A 19856-nucleotide genomic window follows, 5' to 3' on the forward strand; every position below is an offset into this window, starting at 1 on the left:
AGCATCAGTCACTGGACGCATACCGCGACATGCGGAGTGTTGCCGCCTGCCAGGTGCAGGCGGCAACACTCCGGCGAGCGGACTCCAACTGCATTCACCTGGCAATCAAGGCTGGATGGAAACGGCGACGACGGCATTGGCTGTGAGCCCTGATTAGGTTGGTGAGAGATCCCGGCCGAGTTTGGGGTGCTCGAGGACCTCACGGAGACGGTGTCCCTGTTGCAGCCGGACATGATCGTTCTCGACGAGCATCTGCTGTCCCGATATGCCGAAGCTCGCGTGGCGGACGCGGACACCGTCGAGCGGCCGGTGGTCGCCGTCGTCGACCATTTCGCGGACGAACTGCTGTCGGTCGCCGCGTCATCGGGCGTGCGGGGCTTCTTCTCGTTGTCCTCGACGCCCGCGGAGGTGGCGCGCGTCGTCGTCGCCGCCGCCCGTGGCGACGCACTGCTGGACGGGGCGATGTTCACGCGGCTCACGGAAAATCGCGCGGCGGACACAGGCGAGGCGATATCACTGACGGCCCGCGAACTCGAGGTGCGGGACCTCCTTGCCGAGGGCCTGGCGGACAAGCAGATCGCCACGCAGCTCGCCATCTCGGTGTAGACGGTCGAGAAGCACGTGAGCGCCATGCTGCGGAAGACCGGGGCACGGAACCGCACCATGCTGGTGGGCCTGCAGCACCAGGGTCAGGCGATCGCGAACTCCAGGTAGGCGGCGGCGCCGGCGGAGGCGACCTCCTGGTCCTGCTCGACGGTGCCGGTAGAGACGCCGATCGCGCCGATGATGCTGCCGTCGCGCACCAGCGGGATGCCACCGGGGAACACCACGAGGCGCCCGCCGTGGGCGTCGTTCAGTCCGTAGATGGGGCCGTGCGGCCGGGTGACTTCCTGCAGGTCGCCGGTCTCGCACTGGAACGCGATGGCCGTGTAGGCCTTGTTGATCGCGATGGTGATGCTGCCGATGTTCGCGCCGTCCATGCGCACGTGCGCCTTCAGGTTCCCGCCGGCGTCGACCACGGCGATGTCCATGGGCTGGCCGATCTCCGTTGCCTTCGCTGCCGCGGCGTCGATGACGATGCGGGCTTCTTCCGACGTGATGGTCTCGAGTACTGATCCGGGTGTCATGGGTGTCCTTCGTCGTTGAAGTGGGAGGCCATGCGGCCGCGGCCCACTCAACCACCCGTGTCGGCTGCTGGCGAGGTGGTGATTTCCCGGGGTGGTGATTTCCCCCAGGGCAGGGGCGGGAGAACCCCCATACCCAACGCGGGAGCGCCCACCTACCGTGAGGGACAGCCTGACCAGGAGGAATCATTGTGGCCGTTGTACCCCTGAAGGACATCGTGGACCCGGCATTCAAGGCACGCTACGGAGTGCCTGCCATCAACATCTTCAACGACCTCACCATGGAGGGCGTGCTCGCCGGCGCGGTGGAGGCCAACTCCCCGGTGATCCTGCAGACCTCGGTGAAGACCGTGCGCAGCATCGGCTCCCGCGTGCTCTTCGACATGTGGCGGTCCATGACGCGCGGCATCGAGGTGCCCGTCACCCTGCACCTGGACCACTGCCCGGACCGGGAGGTCATCACGGACTGCCTGCGGGTCGGCTGGAACTCGGTGCTCTTCGACGCCTCCGAGCTCCCGGTGGAGGAGAACCAGCGCCAGACCATCGAGGTGGTCGCCGAGGCCCGCCGCCACGGGGCGCAGGTGGAGGGCGAGATCGAGGCGATCACCGGCGTCGAGGACGACCACGGGTCCGACGACGTGTCTCGCCAGCAGACCCTCGAGGTGGCCCTCGCGTTCATCGACGCCACCGGGATCGACGTCTTCGCCCCGTCCATCGGCAACGCCCACGGCAGCTACAAGGCCGCCCCGGTGCTCGACGCCAACCGTGTCACCCAGCTCGTCGAGGCCCGCAGCGTCCCCATCGCCCTGCACGGCGGCAGCGGCCTGAGCGCCGAGCAGTTCGCGGACCTCATCGCCCGCGGCTGCGCGAAGGTCAACATCTCCACGGCGCTCAAGGAGACGTACATGCAGTCCAGCCTGGCGTTCCTCAAGCAGGCCGAGCAGAAGAACAAGTGGGATCCGCCGTCGCTGTTCAAGCACACGCGGGCCGACGTCGTCGCCCTCACTACGGATCTCTGCACGCAGTTCGGCAGCGCCGGCAAGGGCGGCCGCTGAGCATGCCCGCCCTCATCTTCGACTGCGACGGCGTGCTCGCCGACACCGAGCAGTACGGCCACCTGCCTGCCTTCAACCGGACCTTCGCCGAGTTCGGCGTGCCCGTGCAGTGGAGCGTCGACGAGTACGCCGAGCGGGTGAAGATCGGCGGCGGCAAGGAGCGCATGCGCAGCATCCTCACCCCCGCGCTGATCGCCGAGCTCAGCCTCGACGACGACACCTCCACGGACGCCACGATCCTCGCCTGGCACAAGCGGAAGACCGAGATCTACAAGGGCCTCGTCGAGAGCGGCGTCATGCCCGTCCGGCCGGGCATCGCCCGCATCGTGAAGGAGGCATACGACGCCGGGTGGACGCTCGCCGTCGCCTCCACCTCCGCGGAACCCGCCGTCCGCGCCGTCCTGACCCACGCCGTCGGGAAGGATCTCGCCGCGCACTTCGCGGTGTTTGCCGGCGACGTCGTCCCCGCCAAGAAGCCCGCACCCGACATCTACCTGCTGGCGCTGAGGGAGCTCGGGGTCTCGGCGCACGACGCGATCGTCGTCGAGGACAGCGGCAACGGGCTGCGCGCCGCCGTCGCCGCCGGCCTCACCACCGTGGTGACGGTCAGCGGCTTCACCCGCGAGGAGGACTTCACGGGCGCCGCGCTCGTCGTCAGCTCGCTCGGGGACCCAGACGGCGAGCCGGTCGAGGTGCTCGAGGACCCGCACGGCGTCGGCGTCCACGGTGCCGTCACCCTCGCCACCCTGCAGGCCCTGCTTACCGCCTCGTCGACTGCGACTTCCCCTGCACCGTCCACCGGAACGGAGACACCATGAGCACCACCAAGATCGACGACGTCGAGTACGTCGTCCGCTCCCTGGCGCAGACCACCGTCGAGAAGGAGAAGGAATTCGGCGACCTTGACGCCGTGGTGGGCGACGGCGACCTCGGCTACTCCCTGGCCCGCGGCTTCGAGAAGGTCCTGGCCGACTGGGATTCGCTCAAGCGCGACGACGCCGCCACGTTCCTGCAGCAGATCGCGCTCGCCATCTCCAGCAGGATCGGTGGGACCTCGGGGCCGCTGTGGGGGACGGCGTTCCTCAGGGCGTCCGCCGCCGCGAAGACCACCGACACGATCGACGGGGCCGCCGTCGTCGCCATGCTCCGCGGCGCCACGGACGGCATCAAGAAGCGCGGCAACTCGGACCTCGGCGACAAGACCCTGCTCGACGCCCTCATCCCCGCCACCGACGAACTCGAACGCCAGCTCGCCGCGGGCGCCTCGCCGGAGGAGTGCCGCGCGGCGTTCGCCGCGAAGATCCGCGAGTGCGCGGATGCGACGTCGACCATGGAGGCCAAGCGTGGCCGCGCCAGCTACAGCGGCACCCGCAGCATCGGCTCGCCCGACGCCGGCGCGGTGGCCGTCGCCGTCATCGTCGAACGAATCGTGGCCGACTGGCCCTGACTGTCCCTCACCCGTCCAACCCTCACAACGATGTGGAGCCCCCATGAAGAAGTTCGTCAATGATCCGCAGCAGTTCGTCCCCGAGATGCTCGAGGGCCTGGCGCTCGCCAACCCGGACACCCTGAAGTACGTGCCCGAGTACAACCTCATCATGCGCGCCGACGGCCCGGACGAGAGCAAGGTGTCGATCGTGCAGGGCTCCGGCTCCGGGCACGAGCCAGCGCACGTGATGATCGTGGGCAAGGGCATGCTCGACGCCGCATGCCCGGGCGACGTGTTCGCGGCCCCGCCGTTCGACTACGTGTACGAGACCACCAAGCTCATGGCGTCTCCCAAGGGCGTGCTGCTGCTGGTGAACAACTACACGGGCGACAAGATGGTCTTCGAGATGGCGGAGGAGATGTCCTCGGCGGACGGCATCGAGGTGAAGACGCTGTTCATCAACGACGACGTCTCCGTGGAGGACTCCACCTACACGATCGGCCGCCGCGGGGTGGCGGGCAACTTCTTCGTCATCAAGGCCGTGGCTGCCGCGTCCGAGCGGGGCGCGGACCTCAACGAGGTCATCCGGATCGGCGAGAAGGTGAACTCGGTGACCCGCACCATGGGCGTCGCGCTCACCGCGTGCACGCCGCCGGCCAAGGGCAGCCCGCTGTTCGAGCTCGGCGACGACGAGATCGAGATCGGCGTGGGCATCCACGGCGAGCCCGGCCGCCGTCGGGGGAAGATGATGCCGGCCAACGAGATCGTCGAGGAAATGCTCGGCCCCATCGTGAAGGACCTGCCCTTCAAGGAGGGAGACCGCGTGGCGCTGATGATCAACGGCCTCGGCGGCACCCCGATCAGCGAGCTGTACCTGCTGTACGGGCAGGCGCACAAGCGCCTCGCCGAGCAGGGCATCAGCGTGGGCCGCAGCTATGTGGGGGAGTACTGCACGTCCCTGGACATGGCGGGAGCGTCCATCACGCTGGTCCGGCTCGACGACGAGATCGAGGGGCTGCTCATGGACCCGGCGGAGATCCCCATCCGCGTGTTCTAGTTCCACGGCGTTCTTGATTCGCGGCGTACGACGGCGGGCCGCTCACCTTTCGGTGGGCGGCCCGCCGTTCTGTGGCAGCTGAAACAGCATTCCGCACCATCCGGGAGAAAGTGGCTACCCACATACCTCCGCGCCGAGGAAAGCGACGGAGTCAACGCATGGGCAGCGCATTCCGCTACAACCCGACACATGAACCCGACTGCGTGCCAGTAAACCTGAAAATGTCCGATCCGCGGATATGCTTCAAAAATGCCGTGTGAGAACTGACCGGCACGCACTCAATTAGGGGAATCATGAAGAAAACACTTGTGCCATTTGCCCTGTCCGCACTGTTGCTCGCAGGGTGCTCCACCGGCACTAACTCGCCCGCGGCACCCACGGTCGAGCCCGCGGCGCCATCAACATCGGAATCTGCTGAAGTGTCAACTACTGAAGCAGCAGAGGTCGCGGCAGCGGAGCCCACTGCAGAAGCTACGTCCGCCGCCCCCGAAGCCGCTAAATCCACGCGCGGAAACCTCATCAAGCAGATTGGAGAAGGCGCCGGACTCACCGACGAGGGAGAGCAGGTTGTCACCTTTGTCGTTAACTCGATCACCGTTGACGTGCCGTGCACCGGGAACTACCCCTCGCCGGTCGAGAACGGGCACATCCTCGTTCTCGACGTCTCCGTTGTCACCGAGCCGGCCCTTGCAGAATCGATAAATCCAACCTTCTACATGAGCCCGTACGATTTCACAGAAATTGCGCCCAATGGGACAACTTCGAACGCTGATCTCGGCACCATGGCGACGTATAGCTGCCTGCCGGACGCGGAAGTTTTGCCCCAGACTATCGGTCCGGGTGAGAACGTAACCGGCAAGGTCGTTCTCGATGTCGCCAACCCGAACGGAACTCTTGTCTTCAAGTACGCAGGCGCTCCTGCTGGGTGGGAATGGACTTACCCCAGCCCCTGAGCCCCTCAGTGGACATGCAGGGAAGCTTGCCAGCTATGGTGCGGCTTAGCGCTGCCAGGCGACCCGAGCAAAGGGTCCGGCGCTACCTCACCCTAGAACGGCGGCAGCACCGCGTCCTTACGCCTCTCGCAATCGATGTAGTCCCATGCAACTACGCATCAAGAAGTTAAGAGATTAGATGAAGAAGCTTCTCCGAGTTGCTTTTGTTGTACTCGCATTGACTGCCTGTGGAGCCGAGCAATTGTCCACGAATGAGACTTGCTCGGAGGCGAATGCCATCGTGACCAGCGCTGGCAGCGAGGGTGACGAAGACACACGCGAAGCCGGCCGGCAATTGGAGGACCTTGCCGAGAAAGCGTCCGACCCCCTGAAGGAGCACCTAGCGCTCCTGGCGGACGTCGCCTCGGCTAACAGCGAAGGACGCGATGAGATCATGAACGACCCGGAGCGGTCCGCTGAAGTCGAAGACGCGTATACGACAGTCTCAGAGGTATGCAATTTTTAGGCTGAACCGAATCTGCCTACCCTCTGCTGAGCAGGACATCAGCGTGGGCCGCAGGTATGTCGGGGAGTACTGCACGTCCCCCCATCCACGTGTTCTAGCTCCACGGCGTTCTTGATCCACGGCGTACGACGGGGGGCCGCTCACCTCTCGGTGGGCGGCCCGCCGTTCTGTGGCGGGCGCCCTATGGCATATCGATGATTATCGATATGCTGGGGGTGAGTCCCAGCCGCTATGCATGCCAAGGAGCACCACATGCCCACGATCCGCATCTACGAATCAGCTCTCTGCTGTGACACCGGCGTCTGCGGCCCCGACGTGGACCAGTCCCTCGTGGACGTGACCGCCGACGTGCGTCACCTCCAGGGACTCGGCGCCGATATCGCGCGCCACAACCTGGCCAGCGAACCGATCGCCTTCACGGAGGACGAGACGGTCCGCGGGTTCATGCACCTGGTCGGATCGAAGGGCCTCCCGCTCACGACCGTCGACGGCGTGACCGTCGCGACCGGCACCTACCCGAGCCGTGACCAGCTGGTCCGTCTTGCCGGACTGGGCGGAGGCTCCGTCGAAGCCGCCGTCGAACCGGAGGCCCGCCCTGACCTCGGCCTGACCGATGCGTCCGCCGGCTGCTGCGGCGGCTCCTCGAGCTGCAGCTAGGCCGCGGGCATGCAGTTCCTCGAGGACGCACCCCGATTCCTGTTCTTCACCGGCAAGGGCGGCGTCGGCAAGACCTCCGTGGCCTGCACCACCGCACTCACCCTGGCGAAAGCCGGTCGGAAGGTCCTGCTGGTCAGCACCGACCCCGCCTCCAACGTGGGGCAGGTCTTCGGCGTGACCATCGGGAACACCGTCACCGACATCGCGGAGGTCCCGGGTCTCTCCGCGCTGGAGATCGACCCCGAGCAGGCGGCCGAGGCCTACCGGGAGCGGATCATCGCGCCGGTCCGTGGCCTTCTCCCGGAGACCGAGCTGGCCGGGATCGCGGAGAGCCTGTCCGGGTCCTGCACCACGGAGATCGCCTCCTTCGACGAGTTCACGAACCTGCTCGCCGACGACGGGTCCTACGGCGAGTACGACCACATTGTGTTCGACACCGCCCCGACGGGCCATACCATCCGGCTCCTGCAGCTGCCCGGGTCCTGGACCGACTTCCTCGAGGCCGGCAAGGGAGACCCCTCCTGCCTGGGTCCGCTGTCCGGACTGGAGAAGCACAAGCAGGTGTACGCCACGGCGGTCCAGGCGCTCACGGACCCGGCGAGGACGCGCCTCGTGCTGGTCGCCCGTGCGCAGACCTCGTCCCTGGTCGAGATCGAGCGGACGTATCTCGAGCTGAACCAGATCGGGATCGGCGGCGGATACGTCGTCATCAACGGGGTCCTGCCCGACGCCGCGGGGGACGAGGACCTGGCGCAGGCCCTGCGCGCCCGTGAGACTGCCGCCATTGCGGCCATCCCCGGCGCGGTCGCGGGGCTGCCGCGCGACGTCCTCGATCTGAAGCCGGCGAACATGGTCGGCATCCCTGCGCTGGAATCCCTGTTCGCGGCGTCGTCCGGTGGGATTATCCCGGGCGACGCCGCCTCGGTCCCGGACGTCGAGGACGCCCCGCTGGCCGCCCTGGTCAACGAGGTGGAACTCGACGGCCACGGCCTCATCATGTGCATGGGCAAGGGAGGGGTCGGCAAGACCACCGTCGCAGCGGCCATCGCCGTCGCCCTGGCCAAGCGCGGGCACGCGGTGCACCTCACCACCACCGATCCCGCGGCGCACCTCACCGAGACGCTCCACGGGTCCATCCCGGGCCTGACGGTGTCGCGCATCGATCCGGAAGCTGCCATCGAGGAATACCGAAGCCACGTGATGGAGACCAAGGGCAGGAATCTGGACGACGACGGGCGTGCGGCGCTCGCCGAGGACCTCCTCTCGCCCTGCACCGACGAGGTGGCGGTGTTCCGGCAGTTCTCCAAAGTGGTGCAGGAATCACGCCGGCACTTCGTCGTGATCGACACGGCACCGACCGGCCACACGCTGCTGCTCCTGGATGCCACCGGCTCCTACCACCGGGAGATCGCCCGCCAGGTCGGGGACACCATGGGGTTCGTGACCCCGCTGATGCGGTTGCAGGATCCCACCCAGACGAAGGTGGTTCTTGTGACGCTGGCCGAGACGACGCCGGTGCTGGAGGCCCAGGAACTGCAGGGCGACCTGGAACGGGCCGGGATCCATCCGTGGGCGTGGGTGGTCAACAACTCGATCGCCGCCGCACACCCGCAGACGCCGTTCCTGCGGGCCCGCGCGGCGAGCGAGATCGACCAGATCGCGACGGTACACACGCTGACGGACCGTGTCGCCCTGATCCCGCTGCTGTCCGACGAGCCCACGGGTGAGGAGAAGCTGGCGACGCTGACCGCACTCAGCTCCCTGCCTGCCTGACGAGGGCCCGCGCCGCTGCCCATGATGGTGTCGCTGCCCGCCCCGATCGGCGGGGACCTATAGCCTGACGGCGGGGTCTCCGAGCGTGAGGGCCGAAGCAGGCATCGATTTCATCTCTATGGGGGCATTCCTTGGATCTACTGGGCGGCGTGAGCCTTGACGTACTTCGCATCTCTCCGTGGATCGCATCCGCCGTCGTCGCACTGGGGGTCGGTTTCCTGCTTCGACGCAGTTTCCACTGGATCGCGGTGGGTGCCGTCCTGCTGTTCGCCGCGCTGAACGCGGCTGCCGGGATGTACGTCCTGAACCACTTCAGTGATGCGCGGTGGTCCCCGGAGGGGATGGCGTCGCTGAGCGCCCCATCGCTCGCCGGGACGCCTCTGGTGGGGGAGTACCTTGAACCCCTGGATACCGCGCTGGAAGGGGTCGTTGGCGGGGTGAACGACTTCCGTGCGTTCCAGCAGGCCCTCCCGATCACGCTCGACTTCCTCGCTGTGTCCGGGTGGGCCCTGCTGGTGTCGGTCCCGCTGGTCATCGTCGCCGCGTGGATCAGCTTCGCCAACGCTCGACGCCGGAAGGCCGACGTCACGACGTATCGGGCGTCTGTCGATGCGCTCAGGGACGAGCTGGAGCAGGTCAAGCGGCAGATTGCAGCCGGGTGTGCGACCCATCCGGCACGTTCCGGGGACGAAGGGGACTACCGCCTGACGGGCACGCACTGATTTCGGCAGTAGTCCCTTTCATTTTCTGCCCGCAGCAGTGCCCTGGTGTCGGAGAACAGCAGCTCTATTCACCGTCTCCGGCTGCACCGCCGACATCGAATGATCCCGAGAGATCGATCTCGGGTGTGGGTTCCGACGTGCCCGTAGAGGTCTGGCCCGAGTCGCCGGCCCGCAGAACGGCAGGATCGTTGTAGAGCGACCCTTCACCGTCGTCGGCCGCGAAGACTGTCGCCACGGTGCCCGGCGTGAGCGCTGCGGCTGCGCTCGCACCGGGAATCCATGAGGCTGCGGCGTCCGCGGAGGAGCCGGCCACCCACTCGATGCGGATGGGTATGCTCCTGCCGCCGTCGTTGGCTGTCATCTCGTCCTCGTCCTGGCCGATGCTTGTACTCCGATGATCCTCTGCTGGGTGTAGCAGTCAACAGAGGGCCGGCCGGGATCACCCGGAAGCTTCCGTCCCCTCTCACGGCGCGGGTCCTCCCTGCCGGGACGGCAGGAGATATCGGCTGAACCACTCGGCAGCCAGGGTGGCCGCCGCGGCCAGTGTTCCGGGTTCCTCGAAGAGGTGGGTGGCCCCGGGGACGGTCTCCAGCCGGGTGGGAGCCCGCATCAGCGCCATGGCCTGCTGGTTCAGGGCCAGCACCTGGGCGTCGTCTCCGCCCACGATCAGAAGGGTGGGGGCCCGCACCTCCGCGAGCCGGGGGCCGGCGAGGTCCGGGCGGCCTCCGCGGGACACGACGGCGGCAACGGTGGCGTGCGGCTCTGCGGCGGCCCAGAGCGCGGCACCCGCCCCCGTGCTTCCCCCGAAGTACCCGATCCTGCCTGACCATCCGTCCTGCAGGGTTTCAAGCCATCCGGTAGCGGCCCCGAGCCGCTCGGCCAGGAGGGTGATATCGAACACGTGGGTGTGGTCGATCTCCTCGCCCGGGGTCAGCAGATCGAGCAGCAGCGTCCCCAGGCCGGCGTCGTGAAGGACCGAGGCCACGAAGCGGTTGCGGGGGCTGTGCCTACTGCTGCCACTGCCATGGGCAACGATGACGATCCCTTCGCACCCTGCGGGCCGGTACAGGCTGCCGCGCAGCCGAACCCCTCCCGCGGCGATCTCCACGTCCTCGTCGGCGCCCTCCGCGGGGACGGCGTCCTCCTGGGAACGATGCCGTGAGCGGGTGGCGGCGTCGAGCAGCCTCACGACGTCGTCATCCTCGGTGGGCGAGAAGTCGTGGTAGTAGTAGCCCACCGCCTGGAAGTCCTGCGGTGAGACCAGGCATACGAGCTCGTCCGCTTCCGTGGACGAGGCCACGGTCCGGGCCGGCGCGACGGGGACGGCGAGGATCACCCGTGCGGCGCCGAGCTGCCTGGCCACCTGGCACGCCACCCGTGCCGTGGAGCCGGTGGCAATGCCGTCGTCCACCACGACGACGGTGCGCCCGTGGACATCTTCCCGGTTCCTTCCCTGCCGGTACCGGGTCAGGCGCCTCTCCAGGAGCCGGCGCTCCTTCCTCTCGACCGTTCCCAGGTCCTCCTCCGTGACGTGGGTCAGTGAGAGGACGCGCGCATCGAGGACTCGGGCGCCGCCCTCCCCGATGGCGCCCATGGCGACTTCCGGCTGGAACGGGACACCCAGTTTCCGCACCACGATCACGTCCAGCGGCGCGTCAAGGGCTTTCGCCACCTCGACGGCCACCGGAACGCCACCCCGGGGCAGACCCAGCACCACCACGTCCTGACCCCGCAACCCTGCGAGCCGCTGCCCCAACCGGCGGCCGGCGTCGGTCCTGTCCAGAAACTCGAACATCATCCCGGTTCCCCGTGCGGCAATCCCCCTCCAGCGGATCAGAGCGTGTCGGGGATGACGCGTCCCGGGAAGAGGGTTGCGTACTGCTTCCGGTACAGGCGGCGGCCGATGAGACGGTAGACGAGACGGACAGGGAGGGGGATCTCCTTGAAGAGTTCCTCCCTGTCGCCGGGCGGATTCGTTGCGAGGACCATCCCGAGATAGCCGACCAGGAACTTCTTGTCGAACGTGTCGATGCCGTGCTGCGCGACCTCGTCGATCTCCTTCTCGGTCAGCGCCCTGTCCACGACGGGCATCACCTCCGTGACCTCCCGGCGCAGGTGCACCTGGAGGACCGTCGACAGGTCCTCGTAGCGGTCGGCGAGGTCCTTTCCCGTGGCTGCGTCGGCCGTCTCCATCCAGTGCAGGCGGACCGGCTCGATGCTGTCGAGTCGGAGCGTGACCTGCCGATGCTGCTCCAGCATCTGCTCCACATGCAGCGCGCACACGGGTGCCCTCTCGGCCAGGCGCGGATACATGAGGAGATCCTCGCCCTCGTGATGGACGTGGAGCACGTTGTCGAAGTTGCCCAGCACTTCCCTCACGTAGAGGGCGCGGGCGGTGTCGCCCGGCTCGACGGACCGCACCAGTCCGGGCGCCTCCCCGTAGGCCCACAGGAAGAAGCGGTGGATGCGCCGCATGCCGGCGGACCCGGTGCAGAGGATGGGCCCTGCGGGCACGGGTGGCGCGCTTTCGCCGGGTTTCATGGTGAAGAAGTCGGTCATGGGATCGCCCCCGATGGAATTGGTCGAGACCAGGACCCGTCTCCGGCACGGAAATCATAGGTAGTGCAGTCGCTCCGCACAACGGCCGGAGGGCCCACCGACACCGAAGGTCCTGGCGAATCACAATGATGGTGGTCATCCCTCCCTTGACTGCTACACCCCGCGGAGGATCATCGGAGTTCAAGCATCGGCCGAAAGGACGGAGGACGACATGGCAGCCAATGATGGCGGCAGGAGCGTACCAATCCGAATCGAGTTGGTGGCCGGCTCCTCCGCGGAGGACCCCGCCTCACGGATTCCTGCTGTGATGGCAGCCGCAACACTGACGCCAGGCGCCGTGGCTACAAGCTTTGCGGCCGACGACGGCGAACGGTCGGTCTACAACGACCCTGCCGTTCTGCGTGCCGGCGACTCAGGGCAGACCTATACAGGGACGTCCGGACCGACACCGGAGATCACTTTCTCGGGACCCGTGGATGCCGGCGGTGCAGCCGGGGACGGTGAATAGAGCGTTGCCTGAGGTCGCCTGAAAGCCGTCGAATCAGGCGCTGATGTCCTGCAGCCCGGTCGCCCGGTAGGCGTCCCGTGCCGGGCCGCCCGTCAGGTGGTCGACGAGGCGTTGCGCTGCGGGCTTGCCCTGTGCGCCTGGGCCCAGGGCAATGGAGAAGTCGGTGTGCTGCTGGCACTCCTCCGGGAGCGGAACCACGGTCTCGATGCCATCGACGAACAGCAGTTCGCTGACCTGCTGGACGGCGAGATCCGCGCGACCGTCCATCAGGGCGGTGCCCGTGAAGCCGGATTCGAGGGCAGTCGCACGCGCGAGCACCTGCTCCGCGATGCCGAGTCGGATGAGCAGCTCCTGGAAGAAGATCCCGCTCTGTCCGGCACGGGAGAACGCCACGGACCGAGCGCCGAGCAGCGTGCCCACGAGGTCGCTCTCGGTGGCGATCGACGGAGCCTCGGCGCCCGGGGCCACGCCGAGCCCGAGCCCGGATCGCACGAGGGGCACCGCCCGTCCGCCGGCGAGGACGCCCGAGGCCTCGAGGTCCTGCAGTGCATCCCGGGTCCCGATCAGCACATCCGGTGTGGCGCCGGCGCTCAGCTTCTCGAGGAGGAGGGTGGTCGGAAGATAGTCGGTCCGGATCGACAGACCGGACGCCCGCCGGAAGGCCGGAAGGACGACACCGTCCAGGGCCTTGCGGACGACGAGGGAACTCAGCAGGTCGAGATCCTGGCGCTTCGGGGGAGTCGGCACGGCACGTCCTTCCGTCGGGTCCTGCGCAGCGGGCTTCCTGACGCGCACAGCCTCGCCGTCGGACCAAACTCTATATTGTTACTGCACAACATATAGAGTTGCGGAAGGTTCGCGGTGATCGACGACAACGACGTCAGACGAGGAACACGAGAATGAAGAACTCCGTAGTAGTTGTAGGTGCTGGAATAGTCGGGCTGGCCACGGCCTATGAACTGGGGCTGCGCGGTCACCGGGTGACCGTCCTCGACAAGGAACCCCGGCTGGCGGACCACCAGACCGGGAACAACTCGGGCGTCATCCACTCCGGGCTGTACTACGCGCCGGGGAGCCTGAAGGCGACCCTCGGCACTGCAGGCGCGCAGTCGATGCGACAGTTCGCGGAGGACCACGGAGTGGCAGTGGATATCTGCGGGAAGCTGGTGGTCGCCACCCGGCAGAACCAGGTTCCCGCGCTCGAGGAGCTCCACCGCCGTGGCCTCGCGAACGGGGTGCCCTGCCGGATGATCTCCCCCGACGAGGCCCGCGAGTACGAACCGCATGTCGCCTGCGTGGCAGCACTCCGGGTCGATTCGACGGGAATCGTCGATTACCGGGGGATCTGCGACGTGCTGGGACGGCTGATCACCGAGGCCGGGGGCGAGATCCGCCTGGGTACCGAGGTCGTGGGGATCTCCGCCGACGACCGGTCCGTGACCGTCTCGACCTCCACCGGCGAGATCACCGCCGATGAGCTCATCAACTGCGCCGGCCTGCACAGCGACCGCATCGCGCGGCTGGCCGGACTCACCCCCGACGTGCGGATCATCCCGTTCCGGGGCGAGTACTTCGAACTCACTCCGGACCAGTCCCATCTGGTCCGCGGCCTGATCTATCCGGTACCGGACCCGAGCCTGCCCTTCCTCGGCGTCCACCTGACGAAGATGATCGGCGGCGGAGTGCATGCGGGGCCCAATGCTGTCTTCGCCCTGGCGCGTGAGGGGTACACCTGGCTCACGATCAATCCGCGGGACGTCCTCGAGAGTGCTGCCTGGCCCGGGCTGTGGAAGCTGGGCGGGCGGTACTGGAGGGTGGGGCTGTCCGAGGTTGCACGGTCCCTGTCCCGGAAGAGGTTCCTGGCCAGCCTCCGGGAGCTCGTCCCGGACCTCGGCGACGACAGCCTCGTGCCGACCCACGCGGGGGTCCGGGCGCAGGCGATGCGCAGGAACGGTGACCTCGTCGACGACTTCTACTTCGACAGGGCGCCTCGCCAGATCCATGTGCTGAACGCGCCGTCGCCCGCCGCGACCGCCGCGCTGGAGATCGGCCGTCGCATCGCCGATGAGCTGGAGGGGCGGAACCGGTGAGCCAGGAGGATCCGCGCCGCTTCGACGCCGCACAGGTGCACGAGCAGATCGTCGCGATTCTCTGCGCCTGGGGGATGCCGGGGGACCCGGCGGCCGCCACGGCGACAGTGATGGTGGAGACCGACCTCTCCGGCATCGACTCCCACGGCGTCTCGATGCTCATGCTGTACGAGCAGCTCCGGTCCGAGAACCGCCTGAGGCTCGACGCCGTCCCCGCCGTGGTGCGCGACGCTCCGGCCTTCGCCGTCGTCGACGGCGGTGCCGGGCTGGGACATCCGGCGGGTCTCCACGCGCTGGAGCTGGCCATTCGAAAAGCCGCGGTGTGCGGGATCGGGGCGGTGGCCGTCGGCAATTCCCACCATCTGGGAGCTCTCGGCTACTACGTCCGGAGCGCTGCACAGCGCGGCCTGGTCGCCCTCATGACGACGACGACGCGGACACCCGTCGTGGCGGCCCTGGGAGGCACGACGCCGATCCTCGGGACGAACCCCGTCGCCTTCGCCGCACCCCGCGCGGGCGGAGGGGAGCTCGTGGTCGACATGTCGACGAGCGTCGTGGCGATGAACAAGGTGAAGGCCTACGCGCTCGGCGGACGGGACCTGCCCCCGGGCTGGGTCAATGATCGGTCCGGCAATCCCGTGACCGATGCTGCCCTCGCGCACTCCCTGCTGGCCACGGGGGCGGGAACGCTCAGCCCGCTCGGTGGCTCCAGCTCCGAGACCGGGGGACACAAGGGCTTCGGGCTCAGCCTGATGGTCAATGTGCTCAGCGCGGCCTTCTCAGGGGCCGCGCTTCCGTTCGACGACGCCGACAGCGACAATCTCGGGCACTTCGTCCTGGTGATCGATCCGACGAGCGTGGCGGAGGGTGGGGAGACCGCGCGCTATGTCGACGACCTCCTCCGCCTCATGATGCGGGACGAGCCCGAGGTCATCCTTCCCGGCAGTCCCGAAGCAGCAGCACGCGCCAACCGCGGCGAGAACGGCATCCCGATCCCGGAGAGCCTTCTCGAGCATCTTCGCGGGATCTGCGGCAGGGCCGGAACCGGGATGATCCTCACGCCGCTCGGTTGAGGAGCCGGCCCGGCTCTCGTCCTCAATCCTCCGAGGCGACCACCCGGCGGTCCTGCAGGGCGCGGACCTTGGCGTTCTCGATATGCACCCGGATGGCGGAGGATGCACCCTCCGCATCGCGCCTGGTGAAGGCGTCAAGGATCGCACGGTGCTCGGCCGCGGTGGTGGTGGGCGCCGTCGAGTTGGTCCTTGCATACAACCGGAAGCGCTGCGCCTGGCCACCGAAGGATCTCCAGGCGTCCTCGAGGAACGAATTGTCGGCCTGGTGGGCGATGGCCGCGTGGAACTGCTCATCCGCCCGGAGGAAGCTCGTGACCGGAGGGCTGTCGGGGACCTGGGCGCCGGTCTCGAGGTTGCCGATGGTCCCTGCCAGGCGCTCGAGAAATTCGGGGGTCACCCGCAGGGCTGCCTCATAGGCGAGGGCCGGCTCGAGGACCAGGCGGGCGTCCATGACCTTCCGCAGATCGTCCATGCTGAACAGCGGTGCCACCCGGTACCCCTTGTGGGCTTCCCGAAGCACCAGCCCTGTGTGTTCGAGCCTGGCGAGTGCTTCCCGCACGGGCGTCTGGCTGACCTCGAACTCCCGCGCGAGATACACGAGGTTGAGTACCTCGTCCGGTTTCCGTCGGCCGTCGAGAAGCTGCCCGAGCAGTGCGCTGTGGACCTGGTCGGCGAGGGGCTGCCGGGTGGCCTGACGCGGTGGTGTCCGGCTCACTCGACGGTGAAGGAGAGCTCGGCCACGCCGTCGATGCCGGCCGTCACCGTGCTTCCGCGGGTCAGCGCCCCCACGCCCGCCGGGGTGCCGGTGAAGATGAGATCGCCGGGACGCAGGGTGACGGACCGGGAGAGGTGCGCGATGATCTCGGGCACGGTCCAGATCTGGTCGCCGAGATCTCCCTCCTGCCGGAGCGCCCCGTCCACGCTGAGCCAGATCCGGCCCTGCGCGGGATGCTCCACCTCGCTGACCGGTCGAAGCGGTGAACACGGGCCGGAGAAATCGAAGCCCTTCGCGAGATCCCACGGACGCCGGAGGTTCTTCGCCTCGGCCTGCAGATCGCGTCGCGTCAGATCCACTCCGACGCCGTAGCCCCACACGAGATCGAGGGCGTCTGCCGGGTCGAGGTCGGCGCCGCCCTGCCCCAGTGCGACGACGAGTTCGACCTCGTGGTGGAGGTCCGCCGTCTGCGGCGGGTAGGGGACTGCCGGCAGGGCATCGCCCGACGCCGCCGCGGGCTGCGGCGTGAAGACCGCGTCGGCGGGCTTCAGGAAGAAGAACGGGGGTTCCCGGACGGGATCGGCGCCCATCTCGCGCGCATGGTCGCCGTAGTTGCGGCCTACGCAGAACACGCGCCGCACGGGAAAGAGCGCCCCACCACTGATCGGGAGGCTCGGGAGCGTTGGAACCGGGACGACGTACGTCATGGAGCTCCTTACAGGGTTGGTGGCCGGGTCGGTCGACGAGAGGGGCATCACAAGTGATTAACATGTTACTTATGGCAATGATGCTTTCGGCACCCCGGTCCCTCGTCTCCGAGCTCCAGGCCCGAGGCGTGCAGGATGCGCGGGATGATGCGACCTCGCGGGCCGTCTACTCGAGCGACGCGTCGCTGTACCGGGTGCGGCCGGCCGCCGTCGTCTTCCCTCGGCACCTGGACGAGGTGCTCACCACCCTCGAGGTGTGCCGGGAACGCGGAGTCCCGTTCACGTCCCGCGGTGCCGGAACCTCCCTGGCAGGCAACGCGATCGGTCGCGGCGTCGTCGTCGACTTCAGCCGGCACCTGAACCGGGTCCTCGAGTTCGATGCCGAAGCGCGCACCGCCGTCGTCGAGCCCGGGGCGGTCCATGCGACGCTGCAGAAGGTGGCGCTGGCCCAGGGCCTGCGGTTCGGCCCCGATCCCTCCACGCACACGCGCTGCACCGTGGGCGGGATGATCGGCAACAACGCGTGCGGTTCACGCGCCCTCGCCTACGGGCGCACCGCGGACAACGTGACGCACCTCGATGTCGTCACCGGATCCGGCACGCGGCTCCGCCTGGGTCCGGACGGCACCCCGTCGTCGCCGGAGACCGATGCGCTGCGCTCCCTGGTCGGGGCGGAGCTGGGCACGATCCGCACCGAACTGGGCCGGTTCGGGCGCCAGGTATCCGGCTATTCGTTGGAGCACCTGCTGCCGGAGCGCGGCTTCGACCTGCGAAGGGCACTCGTCGGCAGCGAGGGGACCCTCGCCGTCGTCCTGGAGGCGGGCGTGCGCCTCGTGGCCGACGCGCCGCACAAGACCATGGTGGTGCTGGGTTTCCCCGACATCGGGGCCGCTGGCGACGCCGTTCCCGCGGTGCTGCCGTTCGCGCCCACCGCCTGCGAAGGACTCGACTCCCGGATCGTCCAGGTGGTGCGGACCCGCAAGGGCCCGCAGGCCGTCCCCGAGCTGCCGGGGGGTGCGGCCTGGCTGTTTGTCGAGGTGTCCGGCGATGACCCGCTCGAGGTGGCCCACCGCGCCGGGCTCGTCGCCGGCATCGATGCTGCCCGGCACTCGAGGATCATCACCGATACACGGCAGGCCGCCGCCCTGTGGCGCATCCGCGAGGACGGGGGAGGGCTCGCCGGGCGGTCGCCGGCAGGCGCCCCCGCGCATGCCGGCTGGGAGGACTCCGCGGTGCCGCCCGAGAGCCTCGGGGACTATCTCCGCGAGTTCGACGAGCTCCTCCTCGCGCATTCCCTCACCGGGTTCCCCTTCGGGCACTTCGGGGACGGCTGCGTCCACATCCGGCTCGATTTCCCGTTGCAGCGCGACGACGGCGCAGCGGCGTTCCGCGCGTTCCTGACCGACGCGGCGGTACTGGTCGCCCGCTACGGAGGCTCCCTCTCGGGCGAGCACGGGGACGGGCGGGCCCGCAGCGAACTCCTTCCGTACATGTATTCCCCCGCGGCCATCGGCCTGTTCGGGAAGGTGAAGGGGATCCTCGACCCGGCCAACCTCCTGAATCCCGGCATCCTCGTGGACCCCGAACCACTGGATGCGAACGTGCGCGTGGCCGAGGCCGGACCGCTGCGGACCGGTCTCGGGTTCGGCTACCAGCACGATGCGGGCGACTTCAGCCAGGCGGTGCACCGCTGCACGGGCGTGGGCCTGTGCCGTGCGGCGCATGCGGACAACAGCGCCGTGATGTGCCCGTCCTACCTGGCGACCCGCGAGGAGAAGGACTCGACCCGCGGCCGCGCCAGGGCGCTTCAGGAGATGATCAACGGGGGTGCACCACGGGGAAGCAAGCCCGACTGGCGCGCGGCCGAGGTGCATGAAGCACTCGATTTGTGCCTGTCCTGCAAGGGCTGCTCCTCGGACTGCCCCACGGGAACCGACATGGCTGCGTACAAGGCCGAGGTGCTCCACCAGAGCTACAAGGGCCGGCTGCGTCCGGCATCGCATTACTCACTCGGCTGGCTGCCGCGCTGGGCCGGCCTCGCGGCGCGGGCACCGCGGGCCCTGAACTTCCTGATGCAGCTGCCAGGGATCCGCCAGGCCGGTCTGCGGATGGCCGGTGTGGACCAGCGCCGGACCATTCCGGCGTTCGCACCCCAGACCTTCCACGCCTGGTTCCGGGGCCGTCAGCCGTCCGAGGCGCCCGCCGCCCGGCCCGTCCTGCTGTGGGCTGATTCGTTCACCGACAACTTCTCCCCTGACGTAGGACAGGCCGCGGTACGTGTCCTCGAAGCAGCGGGCTATGAGGTGCGTCTTCCCGAGAAGCCGCTGTGCTGCGGGCTGACCTGGATCTCCACGGGACAGCTCGACTCCGCGCGGAAGACCCTGCACTCGACCGTGGAGGTGCTGAAGCAGTCCGTCACCGAGGGCATCCCAATCGTCGGCCTCGAACCGTCCTGTACGGGCGTGTTGAGATCGGACGCCGTGGAACTGCTGGGGACCGAGGCGGCGCGTGCCGTGGCGCGGTCCACCCACACCCTCGCCGAATTCCTCGGCACCGTGCCCGGCTACGAGCCGCCCCGTCTGGACGGAACCGTGGTGGTGGCGCAGCCACACTGCCACCACCACGCCGTCATGGGCTGGAGCCCCGACGCGGCCCTGCTGGAGCAGGCCGGTGCGACCGTCCGGAAGCTGGGCGGATGCTGCGGGCTCGCCGGCAACTTCGGCGTGGAACGGGGGCACTACGAGATCTCCGTCCAGATCGCCGAGCAGCAGCTCCTGCCGGCCATCCGATCGACCACGGAGGACGCCGTGGTGCTCGCGGACGGATACTCGTGCCGGACCCAGATCGAGGATCTGAGCGACCGCCGCGGCATCCACCTGGCGCAGCTGCTCGACCCGGCGGCGCATCGGCCCGGTGAGGTGCCCTAGGC

Annotated in this window: 20 protein-coding genes; 13 read left to right on the plus strand and 7 right to left on the minus strand. The window is 68.3% G+C overall.

Features of this window, described 5'->3' with window-relative positions; translation table 11 throughout:
* Positions 1 to 186 precede the first annotated feature (186 nt).
* Positions 187 to 606, plus strand: a complete 420-nt coding sequence (locus tag MWM45_RS03705) for a LuxR C-terminal-related transcriptional regulator (RefSeq protein WP_247828256.1) — start codon at positions 187 to 189, stop codon at positions 604 to 606.
* Positions 607 to 689: 83 nt separating this feature from the next.
* Here the strand turns inward: MWM45_RS03705 and MWM45_RS03710 are convergent, their stop codons facing one another.
* Entirely contained in the window at positions 690 to 1127 is a 438-nt protein-coding gene (locus tag MWM45_RS03710; RefSeq protein WP_247828258.1) for a GlcG/HbpS family heme-binding protein, read from the minus strand.
* Between the two features lie 188 nt (positions 1128 to 1315).
* On the opposite strand from MWM45_RS03710, the gene MWM45_RS03715 reads away from it, so the two are divergent.
* The 9 genes from MWM45_RS03715 to MWM45_RS03755 all read left to right on the plus strand — a co-directional run bounded on the left by MWM45_RS03715 (position 1316) and on the right by MWM45_RS03755 (position 9275).
* A complete protein-coding gene (locus tag MWM45_RS03715) occupies positions 1316 to 2179 on the plus strand; it encodes a class II fructose-bisphosphate aldolase (protein ID WP_043444312.1) in 864 nt (287 codons plus the stop codon).
* A gap of 2 nt (positions 2180 to 2181) precedes the next feature.
* A complete protein-coding gene (locus MWM45_RS03720; RefSeq protein ID WP_247828259.1) occupies positions 2182 to 2997 on the plus strand; it encodes an HAD-IA family hydrolase in 816 nt (271 codons plus the stop codon).
* Positions 2994 to 3626 (plus strand): dihydroxyacetone kinase subunit DhaL, encoded by a 633-nt coding sequence (dhaL, locus tag MWM45_RS03725; protein ID WP_247828260.1) that lies wholly within the window; start codon positions 2994 to 2996, stop codon positions 3624 to 3626. Before MWM45_RS03720 ends, dhaL begins: the two co-directional genes overlap by 4 nt.
* A 43-nt stretch (positions 3627 to 3669) precedes the next feature.
* On the plus strand, positions 3670 to 4665 hold the full coding sequence (gene dhaK / locus MWM45_RS03730; RefSeq protein ID WP_247828262.1) for a dihydroxyacetone kinase subunit DhaK: 996 nt from the start codon (positions 3670 to 3672) through the stop codon (positions 4663 to 4665).
* 293 nt (positions 4666 to 4958) lie between these two features.
* Positions 4959 to 5618 (plus strand): DUF4352 domain-containing protein, encoded by a 660-nt coding sequence (locus MWM45_RS03735; protein WP_247828263.1) that lies wholly within the window; start codon positions 4959 to 4961, stop codon positions 5616 to 5618.
* Positions 5619 to 5796: 178 nt separating this feature from the next.
* Entirely contained in the window at positions 5797 to 6123 is a 327-nt protein-coding gene (locus MWM45_RS03740) for a hypothetical protein (RefSeq protein WP_247828265.1), read from the plus strand.
* Between the two features lie 252 nt (positions 6124 to 6375).
* A complete protein-coding gene (arsD, locus tag MWM45_RS03745; RefSeq protein WP_247828268.1) occupies positions 6376 to 6780 on the plus strand; it encodes an arsenite efflux transporter metallochaperone ArsD in 405 nt (134 codons plus the stop codon).
* Positions 6781 to 6789: 9 nt separating this feature from the next.
* Positions 6790 to 8553, plus strand: a complete 1764-nt coding sequence (gene arsA, locus MWM45_RS03750) for an arsenical pump-driving ATPase (RefSeq protein WP_247828270.1) — start codon at positions 6790 to 6792, stop codon at positions 8551 to 8553.
* A gap of 149 nt (positions 8554 to 8702) precedes the next feature.
* Complete coding sequence (locus MWM45_RS03755; protein WP_247828271.1) at positions 8703 to 9275, plus strand: hypothetical protein; 573 nt, start codon at positions 8703 to 8705, stop codon at positions 9273 to 9275.
* A gap of 64 nt (positions 9276 to 9339) precedes the next feature.
* Here the strand turns inward: MWM45_RS03755 and MWM45_RS03760 are convergent, their stop codons facing one another.
* The 4 genes from MWM45_RS03760 to MWM45_RS03775 all read right to left on the minus strand — a co-directional run bounded on the left by MWM45_RS03760 (position 9340) and on the right by MWM45_RS03775 (position 13089).
* Complete coding sequence (locus tag MWM45_RS03760; RefSeq protein WP_247828273.1) at positions 9340 to 9636, minus strand: hypothetical protein; 297 nt, start codon at positions 9634 to 9636, stop codon at positions 9340 to 9342.
* A 102-nt stretch (positions 9637 to 9738) separates the two neighbouring features.
* On the minus strand, positions 9739 to 11070 hold the full coding sequence (locus tag MWM45_RS03765; RefSeq protein WP_247829119.1) for a phosphoribosyltransferase family protein: 1332 nt from the start codon (positions 11068 to 11070) through the stop codon (positions 9739 to 9741).
* 38 nt (positions 11071 to 11108) lie between these two features.
* Positions 11109 to 11834, minus strand: coding sequence for a hemerythrin domain-containing protein (locus tag MWM45_RS03770; RefSeq protein WP_247828274.1), 726 nt, complete (start codon positions 11832 to 11834; stop codon positions 11109 to 11111).
* 541 nt (positions 11835 to 12375) lie between these two features.
* Positions 12376 to 13089: a substrate-binding domain-containing protein gene (locus tag MWM45_RS03775; RefSeq protein WP_247828279.1), complete on the minus strand. Its 714-nt coding sequence runs from the start codon at positions 13087 to 13089 to the stop codon at positions 12376 to 12378.
* A gap of 152 nt (positions 13090 to 13241) precedes the next feature.
* Here MWM45_RS03775 and lhgO point away from each other — a divergent pair, with 152 nt between their 5' ends.
* Complete coding sequence (gene lhgO / locus MWM45_RS03780; protein ID WP_247828281.1) at positions 13242 to 14432, plus strand: L-2-hydroxyglutarate oxidase; 1191 nt, start codon at positions 13242 to 13244, stop codon at positions 14430 to 14432.
* The gene (locus MWM45_RS03785; RefSeq protein ID WP_247828283.1) at positions 14429 to 15505 is read left to right on the plus strand and encodes an Ldh family oxidoreductase; all 1077 of its coding nucleotides are present in this window, start codon (positions 14429 to 14431) and stop codon (positions 15503 to 15505) included. The genes lhgO and MWM45_RS03785 overlap by 4 nt, the downstream gene beginning before the upstream one ends.
* Before the next feature lie 22 nt (positions 15506 to 15527).
* On the opposite strand, the gene MWM45_RS03790 is transcribed toward MWM45_RS03785, so the two are convergent.
* A complete protein-coding gene (locus MWM45_RS03790; RefSeq protein WP_247828285.1) occupies positions 15528 to 16220 on the minus strand; it encodes a GntR family transcriptional regulator in 693 nt (230 codons plus the stop codon).
* Positions 16217 to 16927, minus strand: a complete 711-nt coding sequence (locus tag MWM45_RS03795; RefSeq protein ID WP_247828287.1) for a fumarylacetoacetate hydrolase family protein — start codon at positions 16925 to 16927, stop codon at positions 16217 to 16219. The genes MWM45_RS03790 and MWM45_RS03795 overlap by 4 nt, the downstream gene beginning before the upstream one ends.
* Positions 16928 to 16998: 71 nt before the next feature.
* Here MWM45_RS03795 and MWM45_RS03800 point away from each other — a divergent pair, with 71 nt between their 5' ends.
* Positions 16999 to 19854, plus strand: a complete 2856-nt coding sequence (locus MWM45_RS03800; RefSeq protein WP_247828296.1) for an FAD-binding and (Fe-S)-binding domain-containing protein — start codon at positions 16999 to 17001, stop codon at positions 19852 to 19854.
* Positions 19855 to 19856: the final 2 nt, after the last annotated feature.

The organism is Arthrobacter antioxidans, from assembly GCF_023100725.1.
Lineage (GTDB): Bacteria > Actinomycetota > Actinomycetes > Actinomycetales > Micrococcaceae > Arthrobacter_D > Arthrobacter_D antioxidans.

Bases quoted from the DNA above. Each gene is read 5' to 3' on its own strand.
- MWM45_RS03735 (WP_247828263.1), top strand. From the start codon at position 4,959: ATGAAGAAAACACTTGTGCCATTTGCCCTGTCCGCACTGTTGCTCGCA.
- MWM45_RS03760 (WP_247828273.1), bottom strand. From the start codon at position 9,636: ATGACAGCCAACGACGGCGGCAGGAGCATACCCATCCGCATCGAGTGG.
- MWM45_RS03800 (WP_247828296.1), top strand. From the start codon at position 16,999: ATGGCAATGATGCTTTCGGCACCCCGGTCCCTCGTCTCCGAGCTCCAG.
- dhaL (WP_247828260.1), top strand. From the start codon at position 2,994: ATGAGCACCACCAAGATCGACGACGTCGAGTACGTCGTCCGCTCCCTG.
- arsA (WP_247828270.1), top strand. From the start codon at position 6,790: ATGCAGTTCCTCGAGGACGCACCCCGATTCCTGTTCTTCACCGGCAAG.
- MWM45_RS03795 (WP_247828287.1), bottom strand. From the start codon at position 16,927: ATGACGTACGTCGTCCCGGTTCCAACGCTCCCGAGCCTCCCGATCAGT.
- MWM45_RS03740 (WP_247828265.1), top strand. From the start codon at position 5,797: ATGAAGAAGCTTCTCCGAGTTGCTTTTGTTGTACTCGCATTGACTGCC.
- dhaK (WP_247828262.1), top strand. From the start codon at position 3,670: ATGAAGAAGTTCGTCAATGATCCGCAGCAGTTCGTCCCCGAGATGCTC.
- MWM45_RS03765 (WP_247829119.1), bottom strand. From the start codon at position 11,070: ATGTTCGAGTTTCTGGACAGGACCGACGCCGGCCGCCGGTTGGGGCAG.
- MWM45_RS03720 (WP_247828259.1), top strand. From the start codon at position 2,182: ATGCCCGCCCTCATCTTCGACTGCGACGGCGTGCTCGCCGACACCGAG.
- arsD (WP_247828268.1), top strand. From the start codon at position 6,376: ATGCCCACGATCCGCATCTACGAATCAGCTCTCTGCTGTGACACCGGC.
- MWM45_RS03710 (WP_247828258.1), bottom strand. From the start codon at position 1,127: ATGACACCCGGATCAGTACTCGAGACCATCACGTCGGAAGAAGCCCGC.
- lhgO (WP_247828281.1), top strand. From the start codon at position 13,242: ATGAAGAACTCCGTAGTAGTTGTAGGTGCTGGAATAGTCGGGCTGGCC.
- MWM45_RS03770 (WP_247828274.1), bottom strand. From the start codon at position 11,834: ATGACCGACTTCTTCACCATGAAACCCGGCGAAAGCGCGCCACCCGTG.